This window comes from Campylobacter sp. 2352 PW (genome assembly GCF_024723575.1).
Lineage (GTDB): Bacteria > Campylobacterota > Campylobacteria > Campylobacterales > Campylobacteraceae > Campylobacter_D.
Window position 1 is genome coordinate 1 of the sequence record NZ_JANQCX010000005.1, and the last position, 24222, is coordinate 24222.

Sequence of the window (24222 nt, forward strand, 5' to 3'; positions counted from 1 at the left end):
GGAAACAAAGGACTCTCCAGTTAATTTCTCTATTATATTGGTTTTTACAATCTGTAAATCATTAAGTAAAATCCAATTTCTTGAAACATGGTGATTATGAATTTCAATAGGTGTTTTTGAAAAAAAATCAAATTTTTTATTTAAAAAAGAATAACTCCATATTTTCGAATAGATTTCCATAGTATTTCTTCTACCGTAAACAGCAAAATCCTTTGGTGTTCCATTTTGGTATTCAAAAAAATTTAATGCCAATTCATTATTATTTAATTGATGTAATTTCTCCAAATCTAAATTTGAAATATATCTAGCATCTGGCCTAATTCTGATCACAAAATCATATTTTAAACCAACTTGTTTTTCATATTCCTCCATTAATTCAAAAGCCCTATAAACACCATAATTTAATTTAGAATTATTTACCACTTTACCGTATTTACTAGTAAAATCACTATGTTTTTCTATAGAATAAGCTTTAATATTGCCTATTTCCTCTAATTCATTAGCTGTTACTTTGCTCCGTGAATATATTTCTTTATTTAAAATATAACTAGTATTTGGAAAATATTTTCTAAAATAAATATCCTTCTTAACTTCTTCTTCGGCAATATTTTCAAACTTTGGATCCAATAATCTTTTTACCCAACATCCTCCTCCGCACAATGCAGGCCACTCTATCACTTCTTCCCAAGTGAAAACAAAACAATCAATATTGAATAATTTAGAGAATGTTTCAATGACATCTTTTAAGCCATTCAACCAATCACCTCTAGAAGCCCCTGAAATACAAATAGCGACCTTATTATTATTACAAACTTTAGCATCTTTAAATAAAAATGATTTTAAAATAAAACTATGTTTTTTATAATAAATTTTAGAACCATAATCTTGGTTAAAATCATTAAGCAATACTGTTGATAAATTTGCAAAAAATAAGTAATCCTTTATTTGATTTTCATTATTAAAATATTTATATTTACTTATTTTCTCTCCAGACAATGATAAATCTATAACCTTTGAAATATAATATTTTTTCGATAATATGCTTAATTTGTTTCTATACTCCCAAAGAAATTTTTTACATAACAATTCAATATCTACAACCCCATTATATATAGAATTATTTAATTCTAAGCATGCAAAGCAATCTATAGAGACATCAGATGAATTAATTATCTCTTTACTGTTTATTATACTTACAAGTTTTTCATAAGAAATGTTAATTTTATCATCCATCCACCATTCTGGTTTATTTTGGTGAAAATTAAATATTTTTTTTATTTTTTTTATTTGCCCAGTTTGGTATAAATAAATAATATAATCCATATAATTTTTATTACTCTTTGTTAATAGCTTATAATAACTTTCCAAAGTATTAAAATCCCAATTCTGTAAAGACAACTGCAACTTAGATTCTATTGTTTGCTTCACGATTTATCCTTCAACCAATACTTATTTTCCAAATACTCCTCTGGAGTTCCAAAAGAAAAATAATTATCAACGATTACGTAACCTATCTTATGTGTTTTAATTAACAATTCAAACACATTGTCTATATAAAATTCACCGTTAGTTTTTATATCTTCTTGGAATATTTTATTTATATACTCTAATAACAAAGAATTTTCCTTAAAATAAAAACTTCCTATCATTACTAAATTTGTATCATTAGATCTATTTTTAACAAAAATATTATCTATTTTATTATTTTCCCCATCTACCCAAGTAAAATAATGCGGATTATTAATATTATATTTAGAAGCATGTGTAACAAACACAATAACTTCATATTCTTTTTGCAATCTTATAAATTCCTTAGTAATGTGTTTAGCAATCAAATCACAAGGGATAATTAAAACATCGCCTGACAAATCTCCACAAGATTCTTTGTAAGAATACGCTGCACCAATTTTATTCGGCTTCACAAACCTTACTCCTTGCTTTATACTTTCCCAATATTTTTTATGATCTTGTGCACCAACGCAAATAACTTTCGTCTCAATATCTTTTAAGGTATCAATTATATTCTCTATAATACTTGTTTTACCAAGAGGCAAAAATGGTTTTGGCTGGTTAAAATTAAGATTTAAAAATCTCTCTCCTCTACCAGCAGATAATATGACAGTATTTTGTATTTTTGTTTTTTCGTTATTAACATCTTGTGAGTTAAGTTTTTCTTTTACATATTCAAAATCTTTTGGAGTACCAAATTGATAAAACTTCCCTATAAAAGGATAGCATAAAACATTTTCTAGATAATTATTAGTTATAGACACATAATATTCTCCAGAAATCATATCTTTGGCTTCTATTTGTTTTTTTATTGCTTCAATAGCTAACTTTAAAGTTCTAAAATAATAAATACCAGAAGAATGATATTCTTCAAATTTATTCTTAGAATTATATTTTTCTATAACCTCATACACTTTATAAGTATTATCATACGCCTTGCATACTGCATACACATTTTCTAAAGGCAATAAATGAGGATGATAACCAGTATAACAAGGAATTATAGCCTGAGCATCTGGGTTTTCTTGTATAAATTGTAGAAAATCATTATAGTCCCATTCTTGCCCAAAATCACAATAGCTAACAATAACTTCCTCATCAAATATATCTTGCAACTGCGACACCACACCATATAAGCTTCCAGCAGGTCCTAGTTTTTCCCCTTTGTAAACAATAATTTTTGCTTTAATTTTTCTAGATAAAATAAAATCTTCAAATTTATTTTTTTCACATTCTTGAATAATAAAATAAAAAACATCTTTTTGAGTATCAAAGCATTCAATCACATAGTCCAAAATAACTTTACCTTCCATAACTTTAATAAAAGGTTTTAATTCTTTATATCCAGCTTCTTTAAACCTCTTACCTATTCCAGTTGCAGGTATAATAATATTCATTCTAATTCTCACTTTCCATAATTCTTTTTCTATATTGCTCATCAGGCAAATTTAACAATTTATCAATTTCACTCACTTTTAATGGGTGTAGATTAATTTGTTTTTTAATAGCAATATTCTCCATTACATTTCTAAATAACCACAGCTCCTCATTGGTCTTATCAACCGCATCATCTGGAGTATATACAAAATCATTTTGTTCAAAAAATTCACTTTTTAATTGATTGTATAATTCTATTATATCTTGAATTTGCTCTGCGTAAACAACAACACCATGATTTCGTAGCAATATTATACCTTTTTCTTGATAAGAATAATTTTTTCTTAATGCTTCATACAAATCATTTCCAGGCAAGGCAAAATCAATAGTTTCATAATTTTCAAATTTATATTCTTTGGCACATAAATAAGGTAAAATATAAACAGGATGATAATGTGCTACATATTTATTTTTAAATACCATATGCATTTTAATTTCCATAGATGGTTTTACAACATCCATAGAATAATCCTTAAAATAGGAAAAAGAATTGATATTATTTTTAAAAATAGATATTTTATGCTCTTTTTTTAAATCCTCGCCTGAAGCCTTAATAATAAAATATTCATCATTTTTTATAGAAATATTTCCACCTTTTGATGGTGCATCCAAGATATTACCAAAAATTTTGCATAAATCTTGATAGTCTTTAATACACTCATCAAGCTTTTTATTATTATACATCATTTTCCATTACCCATCTATTTTGCAAAATCAAACCAAAAATATCTTTTACAGTCTGAATTAAATCTTCATATCTACCAGTATATTCTTTTTGTAAGTAATTATTTAATAGTATATCCCTTAAATGTATTTTAAAAATACCATCTCTAACTATAATTAGAAAATTTGCATTGTCTTTTTGTTTTTCAAGATATTTTTTATAATCTTCCTCTCGCTTTTGTATAGTATCTATAATCTTAGAATGACTATAATTTCTTTCTTTGCTATCTCTATTTATCTTCTGTTTATCTGCTTCATCTGAATCAATATATATTTTGATTTTGACAAAATCTCCTATAACCTCTTGATATAAAGTGTGTAAACCCTCTATAATCACAATATCTAAATCTTTAATCTCAATCTCATTGGATTTAACAATCACTCCATTTTTATGATCATATAATGGTATACATAGTTTATTCCCTATATCTTGATAGATATGTTTTATATCCATGGCCAACTGAATAAGATTATTTGCTTCTGGATTGTAGTGTGTCACCCTCTCCCACATCTTAGAGTGCCTTTCATATTTATGATAACCATCTGTACTAATAATAAAACTTGTATATATCTCATCAATAGCATTACTCAAAGTAGTCTTTCCACTTCCACTTTTTCCAGAAATTGAGATCAGAAGTTTTGAACAATTATATGGATAATAATTTATCCTATACCCCCCTCCTAGAAAATTATCGGCGATAGAATCTCCAATCATTACAATTTCTTCTTCATCAATAAATTTCCCATAAAGCTCTAAAGCTCTATCAACAAGCGCTTTATTTGGTTTTTCAAGCTCAAATTCTTCAGAGCATACCAAATAATCAATCATGTTTGTCAAATTTGCACAATTTAGTTTATGGATTTGCTCAATAAAATAAAAGTTTGTTATAGCTATTACTTTTTTATTAAGACTTTTAATAAAACATAAAAATTCAAACATTGTTTTATCTACTTTTAAATTTCTTGTAAAAATAGAAACGTACAACTCAAACATTTCACTAGCTTTTGAAAAATGAATATTTTTATTTTCACAAATAATTTTAAAATACAATTCTTTTTTATGATGATTTGCAGATAATCCTCTTTTTGCAATCATCTTTTTTGCTAGATCATAATCTTCTAATGTAAAATTATATTGTTTCATTGTAGCTTCTAAGGCATTTTTATGTGCAAATGTGTAATTAAATAAAGTATTATCAATATCAACCATAATAAGTTTATATTTTTCAGCTATTTTTCTTAAATTAAACATACATACTCCATAAATCAGGCTTTTTAGTACACACAGAAAATCCTTTTGGTAGAATACTTTGAATAGGTTTTATAAGTTTCATATATGATAGATCGTATAACTCAGGAGAAACCAATATAGGTTCAACTTGTCCTAATTTTGGCTCGATACTGTAAATAAATTCTTTATAATCTTTAATATCAAAACTAGAAAATTGTGAGTAATCTACCCATGCATATTTAGGCTTGCTAATATCCATAAGCTTTTTATTATAAGATTCAACATCTGAAATTCTAATGATAAATTTACCTTGATATCCATTTTTTGATAATCTTAAAATATCTGGAATTTGAGAGTCTAAAAAATAATACTCAAAATTATCACCGAGCAATTCTATAATTTTTTCTTCTAGTCCTGATTCTTTTACATTACAAATAATAGGGATATTTTTCATAAACTGAATTTTTTCTTTAAAAAAAGGATATGGAGAATTTTTTTCTAGCAGATCGTGATTTAATACTAATTTTTCATTATATCTCAAGTCAATTTCTATGCCATAATTTTCAATAGGAAACTCTAAATTATTTTGGCGATGTAAAAATATCATTATTAAATCTCCTATAATCCTCAGGTATCCCAATATCAATAAAATAATCATCAAAAATTTGGGTTTGTATTTTTAATATCTTATAATTTACCTGCAAAAATTCTTCAAAAGAAAATTTTTTATCTAGATCAAATTCATCGAAAATATCTTTTTTCAGTAAGTATATACCACCATTGATTAAACCTTGTTTTTTAAATATCTTTTCTTCAAAAGACGTTACAATACCTTGATCATTAACATTTACAGTGCCATATCGGTCAAAATTTTGCATTTGTTTAAGCGCGATACAAATTTTACTATCATTTAAAACAAGTTTTTTTAGATCAATATCAAATATAGTGTCACCATTTAAAATATAAGCTTGATTTTGTATCAATTTCAAAGCATCTTTTATAGCTCCACCCGTACCTAAAAGCTCTTTTTCAATATTATAGTGTATTTTTATACCATTAAATTCATCCTTAAAATACTCTTGTATGAGTTCATATTTATACGAAACGCTTAAAACAACTTCAGTAATTCCTTGTTTTTTTAAATACTCTAAGACAAAAGCTAAAAACGGCTTTCCATTAATGGGTGCCATAGGCTTTGGAAGATCTTGCACTACGCTTTTTAATCTTGTACCAAGCCCTCCTGCTAAAACTATAGCTTGCAATCAAAACCCTTTCCAAAAAGTTCTTCTTCTACTATAGCACAGATGATATGTCCTATCAAAATATGCGCTTCTTGAATCCTTGGTGTACAAGTTGATGGCACTTTGATACAATAATCACAAAGCTCATTCATAGCACCACTAGCCCCGGTTAAACCTATGCTTAAAATTCCTTTTTCTTTACAAATTTCTAAAGCTTTTAGGATATTTTTACTATTTCCACTTGTAGAAATTCCTATAAATACATCTCCGCTCACGCCTTGTGCTTGCACTTGTCTTGCAAATAAATTTTCATAGCCATAATCATTACCAATAGCCGTTAAAATACTCGTATCAGTACTTAAAGCAATACTTGCAATACCAGGTCTATCAAAGTAAAATCTACTCACAAACTCCCCAGCTATATGCTGTGCATCAGCTGCACTTCCTCCATTGCCTGCTAGTAAAGTTTTATTACCATTTTTATAAGCATTGATCACTTTTAAAGATGCCTCTTTAATTAAGCTGATCATACCATTATCATTTAAAATCTTAGTTTTAATATCAATTGAATCACTAAAATGAGATTTTATATATAAATTTAAATTTTCCACGATTTTGCTCCTTCTTTAGTGAAGTAGAACTCTTGCACATATCCTTGCTGTTCATTTAGAATTTTTTTAAGTTTATATTTTTTTACAGGATCAACCATAAAAAACATAAATCCTCCAGCGCCCGCTCCACTTGTTTTGCCACTATAGGCACCATTTTCCATGGCTAAATGATAAATTCTTTCAAGTTCATCATTACTTACTATATTAGAAATGATCTTTTTTGACTGCCATGACTTGCCTAAAATTTGAGCTATTTTATCAAAATCAGCTCTAAACAACGCTTCTTTCATATCTAGTGCATCTTGTTTTATCGCATGCATAGCATTAAGAGAGTTTTTATCTCCTAGTTTTCCTTTTTTATGCTCCTCTATGTCTTTAGCCTCTCTAGTAATATTTGTAAAATAAAGCAAAACTCTAGCCTCAAGCTCGCTTGCTATCCAATTTTTAATACGTAAAGGATTAACGATCACTCTTTTTTGATCATAAAATTCCATAAAGTTAAATCCACCAAAAGTTGCAGCATATTGATCTTGAGCACCGCCTACTATAGCCATATCCTCTCGTTCAATCTCATATGCCAAACGCGCTATCTCATACTCACCTAAAGGCAAATTCAGCCACTCAGCAAATGCTTTGATAATGCCCACCACTAAAGTAGAACTACCACCAAGCCCACTACCACTTGGTACATCTGAATAAGTATGCAAAGAAAAACTTAAAGGTTTTTTAACATAGTCTTTTACTAAACGATTATAAATTGCTTTATAAAGATCTAGCTTGCCATCATTTTCTAAAAAATCTTTGCTTTTATACTCTACTTTTACATTTGTATCCGATGAATCAAAGATGATTTTCCCATCTTCTCTTTCTACTAAAGTACAATGTACATATAAAGATATCGTCGCATTTAAAACATAACCTATATACTGATCGCAATATAAATTTATATCAGTACCCCCGCCGGCTAAACCTAAGCGCAATGGAGTTTGAGAACGAATTATCATGATTACTACCTATTAAGTGGGATTCTACCCATGGAAATTTCTTTTCTCCAATGATTTAGCAAATCTTCAAACATCTGCCTAGCTGGAATTTCTGGCTTCCAGTTAATATAGCTTTTGATTTTGGTATTATCAAACATTTGATAGTCTGCATCAATAGGACGCATTCTTTCTTCATCTTGCTCTACTTTGATATCTTTTCTTGTAGAAAGACTCAAAAGTATATCGATAACCTCAGGAAGCTTAAAAGCCTCTTCACCTGCTATATTAAAAGCTTCGCCACAAGGAACTTTTCCTTTTTCACTTTCTAATGAAAGTAAATAATAAGCCCTTATCGCATCTCTGGCATCTTGAAAAGTTCTTACGCTTGATAAATTTCCTACTTTGATAATAGGCTCTTGATAACCTGCTTCTATTAATGCGATTTGCTTTGCAACTGTACTTTCAAAAAACACATCAGAACGTCTTGGACCACTATGAGTTCCCATCCTAGTGACATAAGTTTTTATACCATAAGCTTCACCGTAAAATCTTCCCAAATAATCCGTACCGATTTTACTTATACTATAAGGACTTGCGCCATGAAAAGTTGTATCTTCATTTAGCTTAACACCTGCTTTTGCTCTACCATAAACTTCACTAGAAGAGCACACATGCACCACAGGATCATAGCCATCTTTAGCTTTTAATAATCTAATATTTTCTAAAATATTTGCTGTGCCTATAATATTAGTTTGTAAGGTTTCTATAGGTATATCAAAAGAAGTTTTTGGGTAAGACTGCGCAGCCAAATGAAAGATCACATCCGGTCGTTTACTCTCAAAAAGCTTTTGAATGCTTGAATAATCATTCAAATCAGCATAAAAAATGCTAATTCTATCTTTTTTATTGATCCTATCGCTTAGGTGATAGATATTATCCATAGGTTCTTGCCAACGCATCATGCCTATAACATCATAATCTGTATTTTCCAGTAAGTAATCTGCCATTTGCGAGCCAACTTGACCTGTAAAGCCTGTAATCAATGCTGTTTTTTTCATATTAATCCTTTGTTATTTTTATACCAATGAAATGTTGCTCTTAACCCATCTTCTAATTTTGTATAAGCTTGCCAATTCATTTGCTTAATTTTATCACAACAAGTTAATTTTTCATATGTACCATCGGGTTTGTTTAAATTATATCTAAAATCACCCTTATACTGAATAACTGTTTTTAATAAATGTACTAACTCTTTAATTGAATGATTTCTTTCGGGACCAATATTAATATGCGGATTATGTTTATCTATTATGTTTATATCCTCTATATTAATATTTTGCATTATATGAATACAAGCGTTAGCCAAATCATCACTGTATAAAAATTCTCTCTTTGGGTTACCGCTTCCCCAAATTTCTATAGAATTTTCTTTCACACCTAAAATATCTAAATAGTTTTTGGCTTTATCAATATCATCAAGTCCTAAATCTTTTAAAATTAAATCATATCTTTTTTCATTTAATAATTTGGACAAATGTATTTTTCTCATTAAAGCTGCAACAACATTAGCACTTTCAATGTCAAAATTATCATTCGGACCATATAAAGTTGTAGGACACACTGAAATAAAATTCATATTATATCTAGCAGAATAAGCCTCGCACATCTTCATACCAGCTATTTTAGCTATAGCATAAGGTTCATGCAGATATTGCAACTTTCCACTTAATAAATATTCTTCTTTTATGGGTAACGAAGCATGTTCTGGATAGACACTCGTACTGCTGATAAATAAAAGTTTTTTTACATTATTTATATATGATTGATGAATTACATTATTTTGAATTTGTAAGTTATCATAAATAAATTCAGCCCTAAATTGCTTATGTGCTTCTATGCCACCAAGTCTAGCCGCGCATAAAAAAACAAAATTCGGCTTTTCTTTTTCAAAAAAAATCTTAACAGCATTTTGGTCAGTTAGATCTAATTCAGAATGTGCTTTGTAAATTAAATTCTCATAGCCATTATCTTTTAATTTTCTCAAAATAGCAGAACCAACCAACCCTCTATGACCAGCTATATAAATTTTATCATTTTTTTTCATATCCATCCTTATTATAATTCATATAAACATAAACCTTCTAAAAATACACCTAATGGCCTTACATCAAAAGACTTACTATAAAATATTGGTTGAGCTGTATTTTCTACTTTAAATTTAAGAAAAACCATTTTCCCGTATAGTTGCTTATCAATTGCAAAATATTGATTTATTTTATTAGAAGTCAAACAAAGTTTTTTTTCAACTAATTGGCAATCATTAAGAAATAGTTCTATTTTAACTTGCGGTCTTTTTTTGCATAAAAAAGCTTTATATGATATATTTAAAAAAATGTTTTTCTCGCTATATGGAATCGTAAAGGATATAATTGAATCTTTGGTCGCAGTCCACCTTCCTTTTTGATTCTCATCGGCATAAAATCCATAAAATTTAAAATCTTTATCTTCAAAAAAAGTGTAATAGTGATTTTTTTTCAAAGGATTGTGTAAATTATTAAAAAAAATATTCACTTCTTTTTTTTCTTCCAATATGCCTTTTATGCTTTCTTCTAAAACATTACAAGAATAAAAAAATTTTTTATTTTTTTTCTCTTCATCTGTTCTTAACAAAAACTTTTTATCTAAATAATACTCTATTTGTTCCAAAACTTCATCTTCTAAAATATAGACATGATTTAGTAATTTATATTTTTCCTCTAAGCGATTATAAACATCTCTTTCTTCTTGAATTTTTTGCATTAATATATCATCTTTTGCTATGTTATAAAAAACAACAGGTTTATTTATATACATAAAATCAAAACACATAGATGAAAAATCTGTAATTAACATTGAAGCTTTATTTTTTATTTTTCCTATATCTTGCTCACCTATAAAAATTATATTAGAATTTTCGGTTTTAAAACAATCTTCTCCAAATAATCTTGTAATTTCATGATGCATAGCAAAATAAATTTTTGTCTTATATTGACTACAAATTTTGTTCAATTTTTCATTATTTAAAAAATCCTTTATTTTTTTATAATAACTAGAAGATTTAAAATTATCCTTTATTAGACTAATATATTGTCTATATGTAAAATAAATTAAAATTGAATTTTCTTCTTGATGGTTTTCCAACAATGTCCATCTTGGCAACCCAGCCTTAATGAAATTATCTTCACAATAAGAATAATTTTTACAATAAATTGACTTTTCTATATCATTACTCACAATCACTTTATCATAAATAAATTCAGATAAATGAAATCTATATCCTTCTTTAAAATAGTTTACTCCATGTTGAGCTTGAATACAACATATTTTGCTCTTATCTATAAGAGAATATAATTTTGATAAAAACAGCAACTGACACGAATCAACCCAAATTTTTGTCTTTGCTATTATACCTAACAATCTCCAAGAAGTTCTATTTGGCAAACAACCTATGATATTTCTTTTATAAATCTGTTTTACTTCTTTATATTTAATATGTTTTTTATTGATCACATAATAAACTTCATAACCTAAATTATGCATATATTTAAATAATAGAAAATTATCTATTAATTCATGATTTTCATCATAAAACATATCTGTAAAAACAATAGCTTTCCTTTTTAAAAAATCACAAGAAAATATTTTTTTAAAAATTATTAAATGCAGTTTTTTTTTGTAATTAATCATAATTCATCCAATAACTTGGCAAGATTACTATAAGTATATGAATTTTTAATCTCGCTATAATTAACCACATCACTAGAAGTTTGAATACATTCAAGTATCTTTTCTGCTATTTTTTTATAGCCAAGCTCATGGTTATCTAACACAAATACTTTATTCTCTATTTTTTTATCTACAAAATCTTTGCTTGTAATTATTTTTTTGTCTAAAACTAATGCACTTACTATCGGTCCAGAACTTTCTCCATGAGGTTTTTTTCTTAATTGAACCACCAAATCTACTTGATTAATCAGGTTATAAAATTGGATATCACTTACATTTTCATAAATTTCCAAATAAGACTTATCAAAATCATATTTTTTAAAAAAATTACTAGCTCCATAACCAACAACTAATAACTTTATATTTATATTTTTAGACTTATTAAGATACTCTATTGCTTGAGCTATTTCTAGGGAAAATTTTATCTCGTGAGGAACACCGAAAGTTCCAATATAAATTTCACTATTTTTTTTACAAAAATTATCAATATTTGCAATTTTAGGCAATGGCAAGAAAGCTTCAACAATATTAACTTTATAATCTTTTAATTCTTTTAAAATCAAATTCTTACACAAGCTATTATTTACTATAAAATTGAAAATATTTGTTAGTCCAACAATAACTCTTAAACTATAAATTTTTAATTCTTCGTTCCAAATTCTAAATTCTTGAAAATTTTTTAGCTTTATAAGCTCTGAACTAAACTCTGGATAATATTTAATCAAATATTCTTTCATAATTAAAAAGTTACTATTACAATGAGAAAATAGCAAATTATTCAAATTAGCTTCATGAATATACAACCAAGATTTCTGCTTATCAATACTACTTTTCGCCATATGTAAATAAGGGTTATTATGGCTAGAATTTCCCAAAATATAAATAAATTTTTTATACAGATAGCTTGCGTCAAATTTTATAAATGTTTTTAAGTCAAAAACATTTTTGGATAACCCCCTAGCAATACTCAAATCGCGGACATCAGAAAATATATCAAAACACTCACAATCAACAAAAGCATTGTGATTAAAAATAGCTATTCCAGTTTTTTCTGGTGGTAAAACACCAAAAACAGCATTTTTTTCTTTATTTATGATTTTTTTTATATTTAAAAACGCAATGTCGCTTTCTTTTACTATATCATATTTAAACAGTCGCTGCAATATACTCTCAATTTCATTAGTAGTTTTTTGTTCATTAATAAACAAATCTGTAATTTTATCATTGTGGTGTATTTTTAAAATTGGCAATCCAAATAAAGAATATTTTTTACTTTTATTAAAAATTTCAATTTTTAAAAAAAACACACCTAATAGATAATACTTTTTTAGTCTACTGTAAACAGTCTTCTTGAAAATAGGAATTCCAAATATTGCAATTAATTTTGTTTTCACAAATTATCCTTTTTACATTAAATAAATCTAGCAAATACCCTAATAAAATAAAATTTTGACTTTAAAAGTTTTAATCTTATTTTATCTTTAATGTTTTTTTTAGTTTTTTGATTAGACTGTATCTTATGTGCTGCAAAATGAAAATCTTCTAAATTATCGTAAAAAACTTGCATATATTGTTTTTTTTCTCTTAAAAAATAATTCTCATTTAAAATCTCATCTATTTCGGCAAAATATTCTTTCCAAGTAGGAATTTTATAAGCATAATCAGGAAAAATCGCCCTATCATTTAGAACATCTAAAATAGTATCAACCCAAATATCTACATTAAATGGAGATAAAAATATAGCACATTCTTGAGAACTCTCATGATAAGCTGGTATATCAGAACATATAGTAGGTATACCCATAGATACAGATTCAGCTACAGGCATACCCCAACCTTCAGTATATGATGGATTTAATGTAGCATACGATTCAAGCATTAATTTTTCTAATTGTGAATCTTGGATATTTTCTAACCTTTTTACAAATCTTGAAACATTAGGTTCAACTTCAAAATATCTATCAAGCCAGTCGATCAACCATCCCTTTTTTCCTATAATGTAAAGCATAGGTGTGTGTTCTTGTAAAATAGAATATAATTTTTTCCACGCTAAAAACAATAATATATGATTTTTTCTTGGCTCAAAAGTACCAACGTAAATAAAATGTTTATGTGAATCTTGCTTACTCCATCTTGCTTTAAGAAAATTTTCTTCAGCACCTATTTCTTTTGCGATAACTTTTGGAGGATTAACGCTTATTTCTTTTGAGTAATTCAAAATATCTTGTTTAACCGCTTGAGAAGTAGTAAGAATTAAATCTGCGCTCCAAAGCATTAATTTCATCACACAACTATGCTGTTTAAAGGAAATCATTCCCTCTGCATGATACTCTGGATGTGTAATTGGTGTCATATCATGACAAAAATAAATCATTTTAACATTATCTTTTATAGCAAATTTAGCTATAGTATATCTTCCTATTAAAAGACTGTGAGTAAGATTAAAATAAGTATATTGTATATTATTCTTCAAAATTCTTTCTACATCTATTTTTGTATTAATAAAATCATTTTTATCAATATTGTAAGAAATATTATCAATCTCTGCCCAATTTTTTGCTATCTTTCTTAGCACATCTAAAGCGCTTTGCGTAGGATATGTTTTCAAGTAGCCACCATAACCACGAACAAAAATAACCTTACTGTAGGTTTTTAATAAAAATAGAATATAGTATAAATCAACTCTATCTACACCAGAAGGCGTAGGCAAATTTCGTCTTTGATCTAAACGGGTAAAATCATATATAATAAACATTTCTAACCTTTTTTTGCTTCATGTATATTTATAGAATGAAAAAATATTCCCAACATTCTTGAGTCTTGATTTAATTTTAGCATTTTTGGACTAATAGGAAAACGAATGATGAATTTTATCATAATACAACCGTTTTGCTTTAATAATTTTTTTCTACTAACAACAATAGAAATTTTATTTTGATTAACATCCTTGAAAATATTACACGATAACATCTTTTTTGAATCTAAATAAACATTCGCGTCTAAGTCTGTAATAGCATGAAGTTTAAAATCAATAACAATTCTTTTGTGTTCAGTGAAATTAAAATAAAAAGATACCTCATCACCCAAACTCCATCTTCCATGTATTTCCCTTTTAGATAACCCTACACTTCTAATATTTTTTGATGTTGATATAGGTAAAATCCTATTAATAGGTGTTAAAATATTTGCAAATGGAGTATTTTTTTCTAATGAACTAATGGCATTGTAAATATTTTCTCTAAAATTCTCTCTACAAGCAAAAAAACTTTTATTTTTTGCCTTAAATTCATCTTCTAGTATAAAATTGTTTTTACAATAATATATGCATTTATTAATTACATCTTTTTTATTATAAAAAACATTATAAATTTGATCATTTAATTCTTCAGAATGCTTAGAATTTTCTCTACTTTCTTCATCTAAACATAACTCATCTTGGTCTATTCTATAAAATAAAACAGGTTTATCTTTTACCATAAAATCAAAAGCCATGCTAGAATAATCTGTTATTAACAAACTTGCTTTATTTTTAATTTCACTTAACTTACTCTGACTAATAGGATTTAAAGTATCAAATCTACCATCATTTATCTTTTCCATCTCATGGTGTAGCGCAAAATAAATTTTAATATTATTTTCTTTCATATAATCTATGAAATTATCATCGTTTAACAAATAATACCACTCTTTAAATATTCTATACTCTATAACTTTTTGATCTTGCATTAAGTATCTTCTAAAAGTAAAATACACTAAAACAATTTTCTCATTACACTGTTCAATAGGTAATACACTATCCCATCTTGCTAAACCGAGTATAAGTTGTCTATTTTTAGGATAATTATAAATTGTTTCATAATAAGATTTTTCATGCAAATTTGAAAAAATAATTGCATTAAAATTCTCATCAGATAAACTATCTGTATTTTCCAAAAAATATTTTTTAAAAAAATTAACACCATGCTGGGTATAAATATAATGAATTTTGGAATTACAAAAAATACTACCTAGCCTAAGTTTAGAACTAAAAATCTGAAAAGAATCTAAAATATATTTTGTTTGCAATAAGTGCCACATAAAATTAAGCGATAAAAATTTTTTATTAACAACAATAATATTTTTTGGATATTTTTGTTTTAATTCTTTATATAACATATGATTTTTAGAAATCATATAATAAGCATTTTTGGTTTTATTTTTTAATATAAACTCAAATAAACACAAATTATCATTTAAATCAGAATTATCATTAAAATAATTATCCAATAATATCCATTTTTTTCTCTCAAATAAACTACATGATGAAAACAAACGAAGTATTCTTCGATATATATAAAAAATAATACTATAAAATTTCACACATTTCCTATCGCATAAAGTTGTATAATACCTACTATTTTTTCATCTTGAGTAACAACTATTTCTTTGATTTTATGTTTTAGCATAAGCTCTTCTGCTTCACTTGCCATAGCGCTAGCTTCTATGGTTTTTGGACTCTCGCTCATGATTTCTTTAGCTTTAAAATCAAATCTTGGCTTATCATTTGCCCTTAAAGCCCTTCTCAAGTCTCCATCTGTGATGATCCCTACTAGCTTTTCATTCTCAAGTACTATACAAAGTCCTAACTTACCACTAGTTATCACATCAACTAACTCATTAAATTCACTCTCAGGACTGACTATAGGTAGATTATTTGATACCATCAAATCACCCACCCTAGTTAAAAGCTTTCTACCCAAGCTTCCCCCTGGATGAAATAAAGCAAAATCATCAGGTCTAAATTTCCTTGCCCTCATCAAAGCTACTGCTATAGCATCACCCATAGCTAAAGTGGCCGTAGTAGAAGAAGTTGGAGCAAGCTGAAGTGGGCAAGCTTCTTTTTTTACTGCTATGTTTATAAAAATATCTGCTTGTTTAGCTAAAGTAGAGTTTTGATTTCCTGCCATAACAATCAAAGGAATTTTTCTTTTTTTAATCACTGGTATAAGTTTTAAAACCTCTTCAGTTTCTCCTGAATTTGAAATAGCCAAAAGCACATCCTCGCTTGTAAGCATACCAAGATCTCCATGTAAAGCCTCACCTGGATGCATAAAAAAACTCGGGGTACCCGTGCTAGCTAAGGTTGCAGCTATCTTAGCTCCTATATGGCCTGATTTACCCATGCCACTTACTACACATCTACCTTTGATAGATAAAATCAGCTCAATGGCTTTATTAAAACCTTCATCTAAATTATCGCATAAATCTAAAATCGTTTTTGATTCTATCTCAAAAACTTCTTTGGCTATTTTAATCGCATCGATTTGACTCATCTAAATTCCTATATATTTAACACTACATTAGTTGCAATAGCTATTTGATATAAAATTTGTGTTAACATGCTAAAGATTTGTAAATTTTGACTATCTACTTTTGGTAAAACCAAAATCGAATCTCCTGCTTTGATATCTGCTGAGCTTCTACCGCTGTATTTAGTTGCTTTGCCATTAGCATTGATTACCAACACTCTTGATATATCAGCTCTATCGCTAAAACCACCTGCTAGGTTGATATAATATCTTAATTTTTCTTTATCCATATATACAAATGCACCTGGTATAGAAACTTCACCTTGAACCAAAACAAGATTATTTTTACTAGGTACATTTACTACATCACCTTCTTCTAATACTATAGAATTATACGCTTTGACATTGTCTATAACGATTTGTCCTTTTGGTTGAGCTTGTTTTGCGCGCGCAATAAATTCTAAAATCGTCTTAGCTTGAGTAGCTCTAATGCTAGCTTGCTCAGCATTTACCGAAGAGCTTGTTAGAGCTAGTGTTTCAAGCTCTTTAAGTTGAGCCTCAATAAGTTGTTTTTGAGTAGCTGCTACACTTTTTCTAAAAACCTGTAAGGCATTGATATTTGATTGATCATTAACTGTAATCATTTTAGCAAGTTCAGCTAAAGTTGTACCTTTTTTTATCACCACTGAGTGCAAACCACTATGCTCACCTTCTATACTAATGCTAATATTTTGTGCTGTATAATCAGGTCTAAATTCTATCTCATCGCCATTGTATAACTTCACACCTAAAAACTGCTTTTTGCTGTAAGCATCCACATGTAATTTATGATCATCTCTATAGCTTTTTACCACAGCATTAGTAACTATAGGCTTAGCTCCTGCAACTTTTGCTATATCTTCTAAATTTAAAATATCATTACTTAACTCAAATCTAAAAGGTTTTTGCACATCTCCTTCTACAAAAACATACTTTTGCACACTACCTACTAAAATCACATCGCCCATTCTAAAAGGGAAAAGATCAAGCTGACCTTTAAGTAAAAAGTCATATAAATCTATCTTTTTAATGACTTTATTATCTCTTAAAATTTGAATATCTCTAAAACTACCATATTCTAAATTAATTCCACTTGCTTTATCTAAATACTGTATGATAGAATCTGAACTTAGTCCTTGATAAAGGCCTGGTTGATTTACATTTCCTGTAACAAATACCGATACATTTTGATAAATATCCATATCCGCATATACATAGACATTGCTTTTATAAATTTTATTAATAGCTTTTGTAATGACTTGAACCAAAGCACTATTTTTCACACCCAAAAGATTAATCGCACCTACTTTTGGTATGAAAATATTTCCTTGAGAATCTACCGTTAAAGTTTGTATAAACTCTACCGCACCCCAAATTTTTACATTAATCCTATCGCCTACTGCTAATTTATAATCAGGATTGTAAACATGTTGGGTAAATTTAGTAAAGTTTCCATTAAACAAATGCGCACCAAAAACTTTAGTTATCGGAGTTTGAGTTTGATTAAAATCACTTTGGTTGTTATCATAATTTATAATTTGTGGCTCTAAAGATGGAGCTAATGGTTGATTTTGAATTTTCGCAATTTGAGAAACATCTACCGCAGAAAATAAAAACAAAGGTAAAAGTAAAAATAAAAATATCTTTTTCATTAGTATCTATGCTCCTCTATAATCATTTTAATAAATTTAACAATTCCATAAATCAAAGATAAAATCATAAAAGCCGTGAGTATATTATACAAAGCTTCTGGGTATTTAGCACTTTGAGGTAAACTTGGACTTTGCACTATAACTACTTGTTTTATCTTTCTTAAAGCCTCTATCCTAGCACTCTCATAAGCTTTTAATGCAGCTGTGTAAGCACTTTCTGCAAAACCTGCTTCTATGGTTAGATCTTGAAATTTAGCTGCAAGATCATTAAGCTTTTGAGAAGATTTTGGCGATGAAACTTTGGATTTTTCTTTTTGAAGTTGTTTTTTTAAAGCTGTGATTTCACTTTTTATAGTAACAATTTGCGGTGCATTATCATTTATATAACTTTGCATCATCAAAAGTTCAGCTTCTTTAGCTGCTATTTTTGATTCAAGTTCGGCTATGAGTTTTAGAGTGCCTTCTGCTTGTTTAAGTGGATCAAATACTCCATATTTATTTTGAAAAGCTAAAAGTTCATCTTTAGCTTTTTGATATCTTTTTTTAAATTGCAAAAGCTCTTCTTCAGCAAATTGCATTTGATCTCTTGCGGCTTTATGTGAAATTTCATTGATAAATTTTTCACATTCTTTAACTATAGTTGAAGCTATTAAATGTGCACTTTGTGGATCAAAACCTTCTACTTCTACACGCAAAAGCCCATTGGCTGAGTTTTCTTGAATAATCTTAACACGATTTTGATAATACTTTAAAAAATCCTCTTGGTCAGCCGATGAAGAAATACTATAAAAAAAATCAAGTTTTTGTTTTTGATATAATTCACGAATTTGAATTTTTTCTTCTAAAATATTTAACATATCTAAAGAATGAATGTAAGATTTTAAGAAAGTTATATCCTCGCTCGAAAAAGAATTATTAGTCAAAAATGCAGCAATTCCGGTGATAGCGCCACTATCTCCTGTGGTTGATTTCACACTCAAAACACTTTCACTTACATAGCGATTTGCTGCTATAAAAACATAATAAAATACAACAAATGCTGTTAAAATCAATACTATTTTAAAAGAATTAAGTATCTTTAAATTTTTAAACTTTTTTAATAAATCATTTTGCATTTATTTTTCCTTGATACACCGCTATGCCCTCATCTACATCATCATATATAGTAGCTTGTCCATCTTGCATGAATATAATTTTATCACACCATTGTTTAATTTCAGCTACATTATGTGAAACCATGATAACTTTTGACTGACTTAGCTTTTCTTTATAGATTTTAGAGCTTTTTTCTTTAAATTTAGGATCCCCCACCGCACCTGCTTCATCAATCAAATAATAATCAAAATCAAATGCCATACTTAAACCAAAAGATATCCTAGCACTCATACCAGCTGAATAAGTGTTCATAGGCTCATCAAAAAATTTACCAAGCTCAGCAAAATCTTCAACAAATTCAATCTTTTCTTCTAAGGCCTTTCCTTTATAACCATACACTCTAGCTACAAAGCGCGCATTGTCCCTTGCTGAGAGTCTGTGTTGAAAAGCACCTGCTAAACCTAGAGGCCAAGATAATTTTTTATTAGTGATAATCTTACCTCTATCTGGAAGCAAAGAACCACTTAAAAGTTTCATTAAAGTGGATTTTCCAGCACCATTGCGCCCCATTAAACCTATACTACAATTTTCAGGAAACTCAAAACTTAAATTTTTAAAAACATAATGTCTTTCACCATTGCGTAAAGGAAAAGATTTGGTTAAATTAACTAATTTTATCATCGTACTGCTATCAACTTTTCTCTAGTAAAATAATAAAAAAACAAACCCAAAAACAAAATCACACTCAAACATATAATAGGATAGTAGTAATTATAATCATCAAGTAATGGATAATTTTGAAAAAAATTATATTTTAAAAGTTCCATAATATGTAAAAGTGGATTATAATATAAAATATCTAAAATAGGTTTTGGAACTATCCATACTGGAAATACCACCAAAGCTGTCCAGTATAAAACTATATTTAAATAATTTAATGCCATTTTTAAAGGCTCTGCAAAATGTCCTGCTATAGCAAAACACATTCCCATAGCAAAGCCAAACACCACAAGCAAAAAAAACGAAAACATCACTTCTAAAAAATGCTTAGGTATAACTTGCATATGCAAAAACCAACCTGCTAAAAACATCACACAAATAAAAATAGTAAAATAAATACAAAATTCAAGCATGGCTCTAGCAATAAAAACATGTATAGGGCGAATAGGTTTATAAGCAAAAAGAGCTAGATTTGCACCTATACCATTTAAAAGCTGAGTAATAATGCTTCTAAACATAAAAAAAGGTATAATCCCTACTGCTAAAAATAAAAAGATAGAAATACCTTCAGGCATGATTTGATGATGAAATTCTCTAATAGCTGCTATAATAGAAGTGATTGCCAAAACCACCATCATAGGCTCTCCGATTACCCAGAAATAGCCCAAATATTTATTAATACCAAATCTTGTCTTTAGCTCTCTAAAAAAAAGAGCATGTATGACATTAAACATATTTTTAGCAAACCTTTTTAAATTTTCAAAATTTTTATATTATACTTTTTTATCTTATATAATATTTAACAAGGTTTAAAAATGAAAAGAAATTTCTTTGAAGAATTAGAAAAAATTTTATATCACAAGGATATTTTTAAAAAGATTGAATTATTTAATGAATTTTATGAAAATTTTAAATCTAATTTGTATAATTTTAATCATTCCCATGAAGCGATCATTTGTGAAAACTCACAAATTAAAATCCTTCATCCTATGAAAATAAGACGTCCAAAAGAAGCAAATAGTACTTTATCTTTAGCTAAAATCTTACATTCAGTTGCACATATAGAATATAGTGCTATAAATTTGGCTTTAGATGCTAGTTATAGATTTAAAAACTTGCCATTGAAATTTTATCAAGATTGGCTTGAAGTAGCTGATGAGGAAATTAAGCATTTTTTACTTTTAGAAAAAACTTTAAATGAACTTGGTTTTAAATATGGAGATTTCCATGCACATGATAATCTTGAAAAGGCCTTATTCTTAACCAAAGATAATCTTGCTCACAGAATGGGTATAGTACATAGAGGACTTGAAGCAAAAGGACTTGATGCTAATCCTTTTGTTTTAGAAAAATTAAACACCACTAATCATCCTATAAAAAGTTTATTTAGTGAAATTTTTACCATTATATTAAATGATGAGATTAAACATGTAAATAAAGGGGATTTTTGGTGGAATTATGCAAAAAATGAAAATGATAACTACCTTGATCTTTGTGCCAAATATAAAGAATTTAACCTTTTAGGAAAAGTATATAATAAAACAGCTAGAATTCAAGCAGGATTTAACGAAAATGAACTTCGAGAATTAGATGATTTTTATAATAGAAAATGAATGGTGGTTAGAGGCAGAATCGAACTGCCGACACGCAGATTTTCAGTCTGCTGCTCTACCGACTGAGCTATCCAACCACTGAATTGAAGTTGTAATTATACAATAGTTTTTTTTAAAAAAAGTTGAAATTTGCATAAAAATGCAAATTATTCAGAAAAAGCTCCAAATTTAAAGATTTTTTGCATTCTTAATGCAGCTAATTCGCGTTTATCGTATTGTTCTAATTCTTCTATAGCTTTTAAGACATAATCACTTAAATTTTTAATCGCGTTTTCTTTATCTCTATGAGCTCCACTCATTGGCTCTTCGATAACATCATCGATCAAACCTTGGGTTTTTAAATCATCAGCAGTTACTTTCATCGCCTTAGTAGCAGCTTCACTTTTTGATGGATCATTCCATAAAATAGCAGCACAACCCTCAGGTGAAATCACAGAAAAAACTGAATTTTTCATCATAGCAAGTTTATCAGCTACTCCTATAGCCAAAGCACCACCACTTCCACCTTCGCCTATAACTACTGCTATAGTGATTGTTTTAAGAGCGCTTAATTCATATAAATTTCTAGCTATAGCCTCACTTTGACCACGTTCTTCAGCACCCACTCCTGGATAAGCACCCGGAGTATCCACTAAAAATAATACTGGTATGTCAAATTTTTCAGCCATTTTTGCTACTCTTAGAGCTTTTCTATAACCTTCAGGATGAGGCATACCAAAATTTCTATGAAGTTTATCTTTAGTACCTCTACCTTTTTGCTCACCTATAACAATAATTTTTTTACCACCTATATAGCCCGCATAACACACAATAGCAGGATCATCTCTAAAAGCACGATCACCATGAATTTCATAAGCATCACTTAATATAGCTTGAATATAATCAAGTGCATAAGGACGATCAGGATGTCTTGCAAGCTGTAAGCGTTGGTAGTCGCTTAAATTTTTATAAACTTTTTGAGTTTCTTTTTCAAGGTTTTTTTCTAAAATTTTTACTGCTTCATCATCGCCTTTGATTTTAGCATTTGCCAAATCTTCATCAATTTGCTGAATATTTTTTTCAAAATCTAAATAAGAAGCCATATTAATCTACTTTTTTGAAAATCACACAACCATTTGTTCCACCAAAACCAAAAGAATTGCTCATTACAACATTAACTTCGCTTTTTCTTGCAGTATTTGGTATATAGTCAAGATCACAGTTTTCATCTGCTACGATTTGATTGATAGTTGGCGGTAATATACCTTGATCAAGTGCCATTAAAGAAATAACAGCTTCAATAGCTCCAGCAGCACCTAAGCAATGGCCTGTTTGACCTTTTGTAGAACTAACTAAAGGAATTTGATCTTTGAAAAGTTCTTTAATAGCTGCCGTTTCATTTTTATCATTTACCGGGGTAGAAGTTCCGTGCGCATTAATATAATCTACTTTTGGATTTCCTGCCATTTTTAAAGCTTTTTTCATAGCACGCAATGGCCCTTCTAAAGTAGGCGAAGTGATATGATGTGCATCCGCACTTTCACCAAAACCTACTAACTCAGCATAAATTTTAGCTCCACGCTTTTTAGCAGCCTCATACTCTTCAAACACTAAAGCACCAGCACCCTCACCCATTACAAAACCATCTCTTTCTTTGTCAAATGGTCTTGAAGCCTTAGCTGGATCATCATTTCTAGTAGAAAGAGCTTTCATAGCAGCAAAGCCACCTATACCCACAGCACAAATGGCTGCTTCAGCGCCTACTACAAGCATTTTATCTGCATTGCCCAAAGCTATGCTTTTATAAGCTTCGCCTATGGCATGAGTTCCCGCTGCACAAGCAGTTACGCATGAGATATTTGGTCCTTGTAATCCATGCTCGATTGAAATAATCCCACCAAGCATATTAACTAAAGCTGATGGTATGAAAAAAGGAGTAATTTTACGTGGTCCACGCTGTGCGCAAGTAACGGAATTTTTTTCTATATTTGGTAAACCACCTATACCAGCTGCTGAAACTACACCAAATTCTTCTTTGTTTAAAGTTTCATCAAATTTAGCATCTTCCATAGCTTCTCTTGCTGCTTTAATACCAAGTTGTATAAAACGATCTATTTTTTTAACCTCTTTAGCATCACAAACACTTAAAGGATCAAAATTTTTTACTTCAGCAGCAATTTGCACTGGAAAATCAGTGGTATCAAAAAGAGTGATTTTATCAACGCCGCTTTTACCATCACAAATCGCTTTAAATGAGCTATCTTTGTCTAAGCCAAGGGCATTGATCATTCCTATACCTGTTACTACAACGCGTTTCAAACCGCACTCCTTATTTT

At 28.6% G+C, this 24222-nt stretch carries 22 protein-coding genes and 1 tRNA gene; 1 reads left to right on the forward strand and 22 read right to left on the reverse strand.

Translation table 11 applies throughout. The features are described 5' to 3' along the window. The 19 genes from CAMP5121_RS03660 to kpsM all read right to left on the reverse strand — a co-directional run. Positions 1 to 1428: hypothetical protein (locus tag CAMP5121_RS03660; RefSeq protein ID WP_337214814.1), on the reverse strand; the 1428-nt coding region annotated here is incomplete at its 3' end. Next, entirely contained in the window at positions 1425 to 2906 is a 1482-nt protein-coding gene (locus CAMP5121_RS03665) for a sugar phosphate nucleotidyltransferase (RefSeq protein ID WP_337214815.1), read from the reverse strand. The genes CAMP5121_RS03660 and CAMP5121_RS03665, both read right to left, overlap by 4 nt. Before the next feature lies 1 nt (position 2907). Next, positions 2908 to 3633, reverse strand: coding sequence for a class II aldolase/adducin family protein (locus CAMP5121_RS03670; protein ID WP_337214816.1), 726 nt, complete (start codon positions 3631 to 3633; stop codon positions 2908 to 2910). Then, positions 3623 to 4921 (reverse strand): HAD-IA family hydrolase, encoded by a 1299-nt coding sequence (locus tag CAMP5121_RS03675; protein WP_337214817.1) that lies wholly within the window; start codon positions 4919 to 4921, stop codon positions 3623 to 3625. The genes CAMP5121_RS03670 and CAMP5121_RS03675 overlap by 11 nt, the downstream gene beginning before the upstream one ends. Beyond that, positions 4914 to 5507: a hypothetical protein gene (locus tag CAMP5121_RS03680; RefSeq protein WP_337214818.1), complete on the reverse strand. Its 594-nt coding sequence runs from the start codon at positions 5505 to 5507 to the stop codon at positions 4914 to 4916. Before CAMP5121_RS03680 ends, CAMP5121_RS03675 begins: the two co-directional genes overlap by 8 nt. Further along, positions 5482 to 6162 (reverse strand): D-glycero-D-manno-heptose 1-phosphate guanosyltransferase, encoded by a 681-nt coding sequence (gene hddC / locus CAMP5121_RS03685; protein WP_337214819.1) that lies wholly within the window; start codon positions 6160 to 6162, stop codon positions 5482 to 5484. The genes CAMP5121_RS03680 and hddC overlap by 26 nt, the downstream gene beginning before the upstream one ends. Beyond that, positions 6150 to 6752, reverse strand: a complete 603-nt coding sequence (gene gmhA2 / locus CAMP5121_RS03690; RefSeq protein ID WP_337214820.1) for a D-sedoheptulose 7-phosphate isomerase — start codon at positions 6750 to 6752, stop codon at positions 6150 to 6152. Before gmhA2 ends, hddC begins: the two co-directional genes overlap by 13 nt. Further along, positions 6740 to 7759 carry a D-glycero-D-manno-heptose 7-phosphate kinase gene (hddA, locus tag CAMP5121_RS03695; RefSeq protein ID WP_337214888.1) on the reverse strand — a complete coding sequence of 340 codons (1020 nt, stop codon included), beginning with the start codon at positions 7757 to 7759 and terminating at the stop codon, positions 6740 to 6742. Before hddA ends, gmhA2 begins: the two co-directional genes overlap by 13 nt. 2 nt (positions 7760 to 7761) lie before the next feature. Further along, positions 7762 to 8793 carry a GDP-mannose 4,6-dehydratase gene (locus tag CAMP5121_RS03700; RefSeq protein WP_337214821.1) on the reverse strand — a complete coding sequence of 344 codons (1032 nt, stop codon included), beginning with the start codon at positions 8791 to 8793 and terminating at the stop codon, positions 7762 to 7764. Next, positions 8790 to 9839 (reverse strand): GDP-L-fucose synthase family protein, encoded by a 1050-nt coding sequence (locus CAMP5121_RS03705; RefSeq protein WP_337214822.1) that lies wholly within the window; start codon positions 9837 to 9839, stop codon positions 8790 to 8792. The genes CAMP5121_RS03700 and CAMP5121_RS03705 overlap by 4 nt, the downstream gene beginning before the upstream one ends. A gap of 11 nt (positions 9840 to 9850) precedes the next feature. Continuing rightward, complete coding sequence (locus CAMP5121_RS03710) at positions 9851 to 11461, reverse strand: CDP-glycerol glycerophosphotransferase family protein (protein WP_337214823.1); 1611 nt, start codon at positions 11459 to 11461, stop codon at positions 9851 to 9853. Next, positions 11458 to 12894, reverse strand: a complete 1437-nt coding sequence (locus tag CAMP5121_RS03715) for a hypothetical protein (RefSeq protein WP_337214824.1) — start codon at positions 12892 to 12894, stop codon at positions 11458 to 11460. Before CAMP5121_RS03715 ends, CAMP5121_RS03710 begins: the two co-directional genes overlap by 4 nt. Positions 12895 to 12911: 17 nt before the next feature. Beyond that, a complete protein-coding gene (locus CAMP5121_RS03720) occupies positions 12912 to 14255 on the reverse strand; it encodes a glycosyltransferase (RefSeq protein ID WP_337214825.1) in 1344 nt (447 codons plus the stop codon). A 2-nt stretch (positions 14256 to 14257) separates the two neighbouring features. Then, positions 14258 to 15859 carry a CDP-glycerol glycerophosphotransferase family protein gene (locus tag CAMP5121_RS03725; protein ID WP_337214826.1) on the reverse strand — a complete coding sequence of 534 codons (1602 nt, stop codon included), beginning with the start codon at positions 15857 to 15859 and terminating at the stop codon, positions 14258 to 14260. Beyond that, positions 15856 to 16812 (reverse strand): KpsF/GutQ family sugar-phosphate isomerase, encoded by a 957-nt coding sequence (locus CAMP5121_RS03730; protein ID WP_442863282.1) that lies wholly within the window; start codon positions 16810 to 16812, stop codon positions 15856 to 15858. The genes CAMP5121_RS03725 and CAMP5121_RS03730 overlap by 4 nt, the downstream gene beginning before the upstream one ends. Positions 16813 to 16820: 8 nt before the next feature. Beyond that, positions 16821 to 18479 (reverse strand): polysaccharide biosynthesis/export family protein, encoded by a 1659-nt coding sequence (locus CAMP5121_RS03735; RefSeq protein ID WP_337214827.1) that lies wholly within the window; start codon positions 18477 to 18479, stop codon positions 16821 to 16823. Continuing rightward, a complete protein-coding gene (locus CAMP5121_RS03740) occupies positions 18479 to 19594 on the reverse strand; it encodes a capsule biosynthesis protein (RefSeq protein ID WP_337214828.1) in 1116 nt (371 codons plus the stop codon). Before CAMP5121_RS03740 ends, CAMP5121_RS03735 begins: the two co-directional genes overlap by 1 nt. Further along, entirely contained in the window at positions 19584 to 20255 is a 672-nt protein-coding gene (locus CAMP5121_RS03745) for an ABC transporter ATP-binding protein (protein ID WP_337214829.1), read from the reverse strand. Before CAMP5121_RS03745 ends, CAMP5121_RS03740 begins: the two co-directional genes overlap by 11 nt. Further along, on the reverse strand, positions 20252 to 21028 hold the full coding sequence (gene kpsM, locus CAMP5121_RS03750; RefSeq protein WP_337214830.1) for a capsule polysaccharide transporter KpsM: 777 nt from the start codon (positions 21026 to 21028) through the stop codon (positions 20252 to 20254). The genes CAMP5121_RS03745 and kpsM overlap by 4 nt, the downstream gene beginning before the upstream one ends. 81 nt (positions 21029 to 21109) lie before the next feature. Between kpsM and CAMP5121_RS03755 the strand changes: the two genes are divergently transcribed. After that, entirely contained in the window at positions 21110 to 21907 is a 798-nt protein-coding gene (locus tag CAMP5121_RS03755) for a ferritin-like domain-containing protein (protein WP_337214831.1), read from the forward strand. A 1-nt stretch (position 21908) separates the two neighbouring features. On the opposite strand, the gene CAMP5121_RS03760 is transcribed toward CAMP5121_RS03755, so the two are convergent. From CAMP5121_RS03760 to CAMP5121_RS03770, 3 genes are all read right to left on the reverse strand, one after another. Beyond that, positions 21909 to 21984 (reverse strand) — tRNA-Phe (locus CAMP5121_RS03760). 69 nt (positions 21985 to 22053) lie between these two features. Continuing rightward, on the reverse strand, positions 22054 to 22989 hold the full coding sequence (locus CAMP5121_RS03765; RefSeq protein WP_087700711.1) for an acetyl-CoA carboxylase carboxyltransferase subunit alpha: 936 nt from the start codon (positions 22987 to 22989) through the stop codon (positions 22054 to 22056). Position 22990: 1 nt separating this feature from the next. Continuing rightward, complete coding sequence (locus CAMP5121_RS03770) at positions 22991 to 24205, reverse strand: beta-ketoacyl-ACP synthase II (RefSeq protein WP_039627924.1); 1215 nt, start codon at positions 24203 to 24205, stop codon at positions 22991 to 22993. Positions 24206 to 24222: the final 17 nt, after the last annotated feature.

Bases quoted from the DNA above. Each gene is read 5' to 3' on its own strand.
- CAMP5121_RS03665 (WP_337214815.1), bottom strand. From the start codon at position 2,906: ATGAATATTATTATACCTGCAACTGGAATAGGTAAGAGGTTTAAAGAA.
- CAMP5121_RS03670 (WP_337214816.1), bottom strand. From the start codon at position 3,633: ATGATGTATAATAATAAAAAGCTTGATGAGTGTATTAAAGACTATCAA.
- CAMP5121_RS03675 (WP_337214817.1), bottom strand. From the start codon at position 4,921: ATGTTTAATTTAAGAAAAATAGCTGAAAAATATAAACTTATTATGGTT.
- CAMP5121_RS03680 (WP_337214818.1), bottom strand. From the start codon at position 5,507: ATGATATTTTTACATCGCCAAAATAATTTAGAGTTTCCTATTGAAAAT.
- CAMP5121_RS03700 (WP_337214821.1), bottom strand. From the start codon at position 8,793: ATGAAAAAAACAGCATTGATTACAGGCTTTACAGGTCAAGTTGGCTCG.
- CAMP5121_RS03705 (WP_337214822.1), bottom strand. From the start codon at position 9,839: ATGAAAAAAAATGATAAAATTTATATAGCTGGTCATAGAGGGTTGGTT.
- CAMP5121_RS03710 (WP_337214823.1), bottom strand. From the start codon at position 11,461: ATGATTAATTACAAAAAAAAACTGCATTTAATAATTTTTAAAAAAATA.
- CAMP5121_RS03720 (WP_337214825.1), bottom strand. From the start codon at position 14,255: ATGTTTATTATATATGATTTTACCCGTTTAGATCAAAGACGAAATTTG.
- CAMP5121_RS03730 (WP_442863282.1), bottom strand. From the start codon at position 16,812: ATGAGTCAAATCGATGCGATTAAAATAGCCAAAGAAGTTTTTGAGATA.
- CAMP5121_RS03735 (WP_337214827.1), bottom strand. From the start codon at position 18,479: ATGAAAAAGATATTTTTATTTTTACTTTTACCTTTGTTTTTATTTTCT.
- CAMP5121_RS03740 (WP_337214828.1), bottom strand. From the start codon at position 19,594: ATGCAAAATGATTTATTAAAAAAGTTTAAAAATTTAAAGATACTTAAT.
- CAMP5121_RS03745 (WP_337214829.1), bottom strand. From the start codon at position 20,255: ATGATAAAATTAGTTAATTTAACCAAATCTTTTCCTTTACGCAATGGT.
- kpsM (WP_337214830.1), bottom strand. From the start codon at position 21,028: ATGTTTAATGTCATACATGCTCTTTTTTTTAGAGAGCTAAAGACAAGA.
- CAMP5121_RS03755 (WP_337214831.1), top strand. From the start codon at position 21,110: ATGAAAAGAAATTTCTTTGAAGAATTAGAAAAAATTTTATATCACAAG.
- CAMP5121_RS03765 (WP_087700711.1), bottom strand. From the start codon at position 22,989: ATGGCTTCTTATTTAGATTTTGAAAAAAATATTCAGCAAATTGATGAA.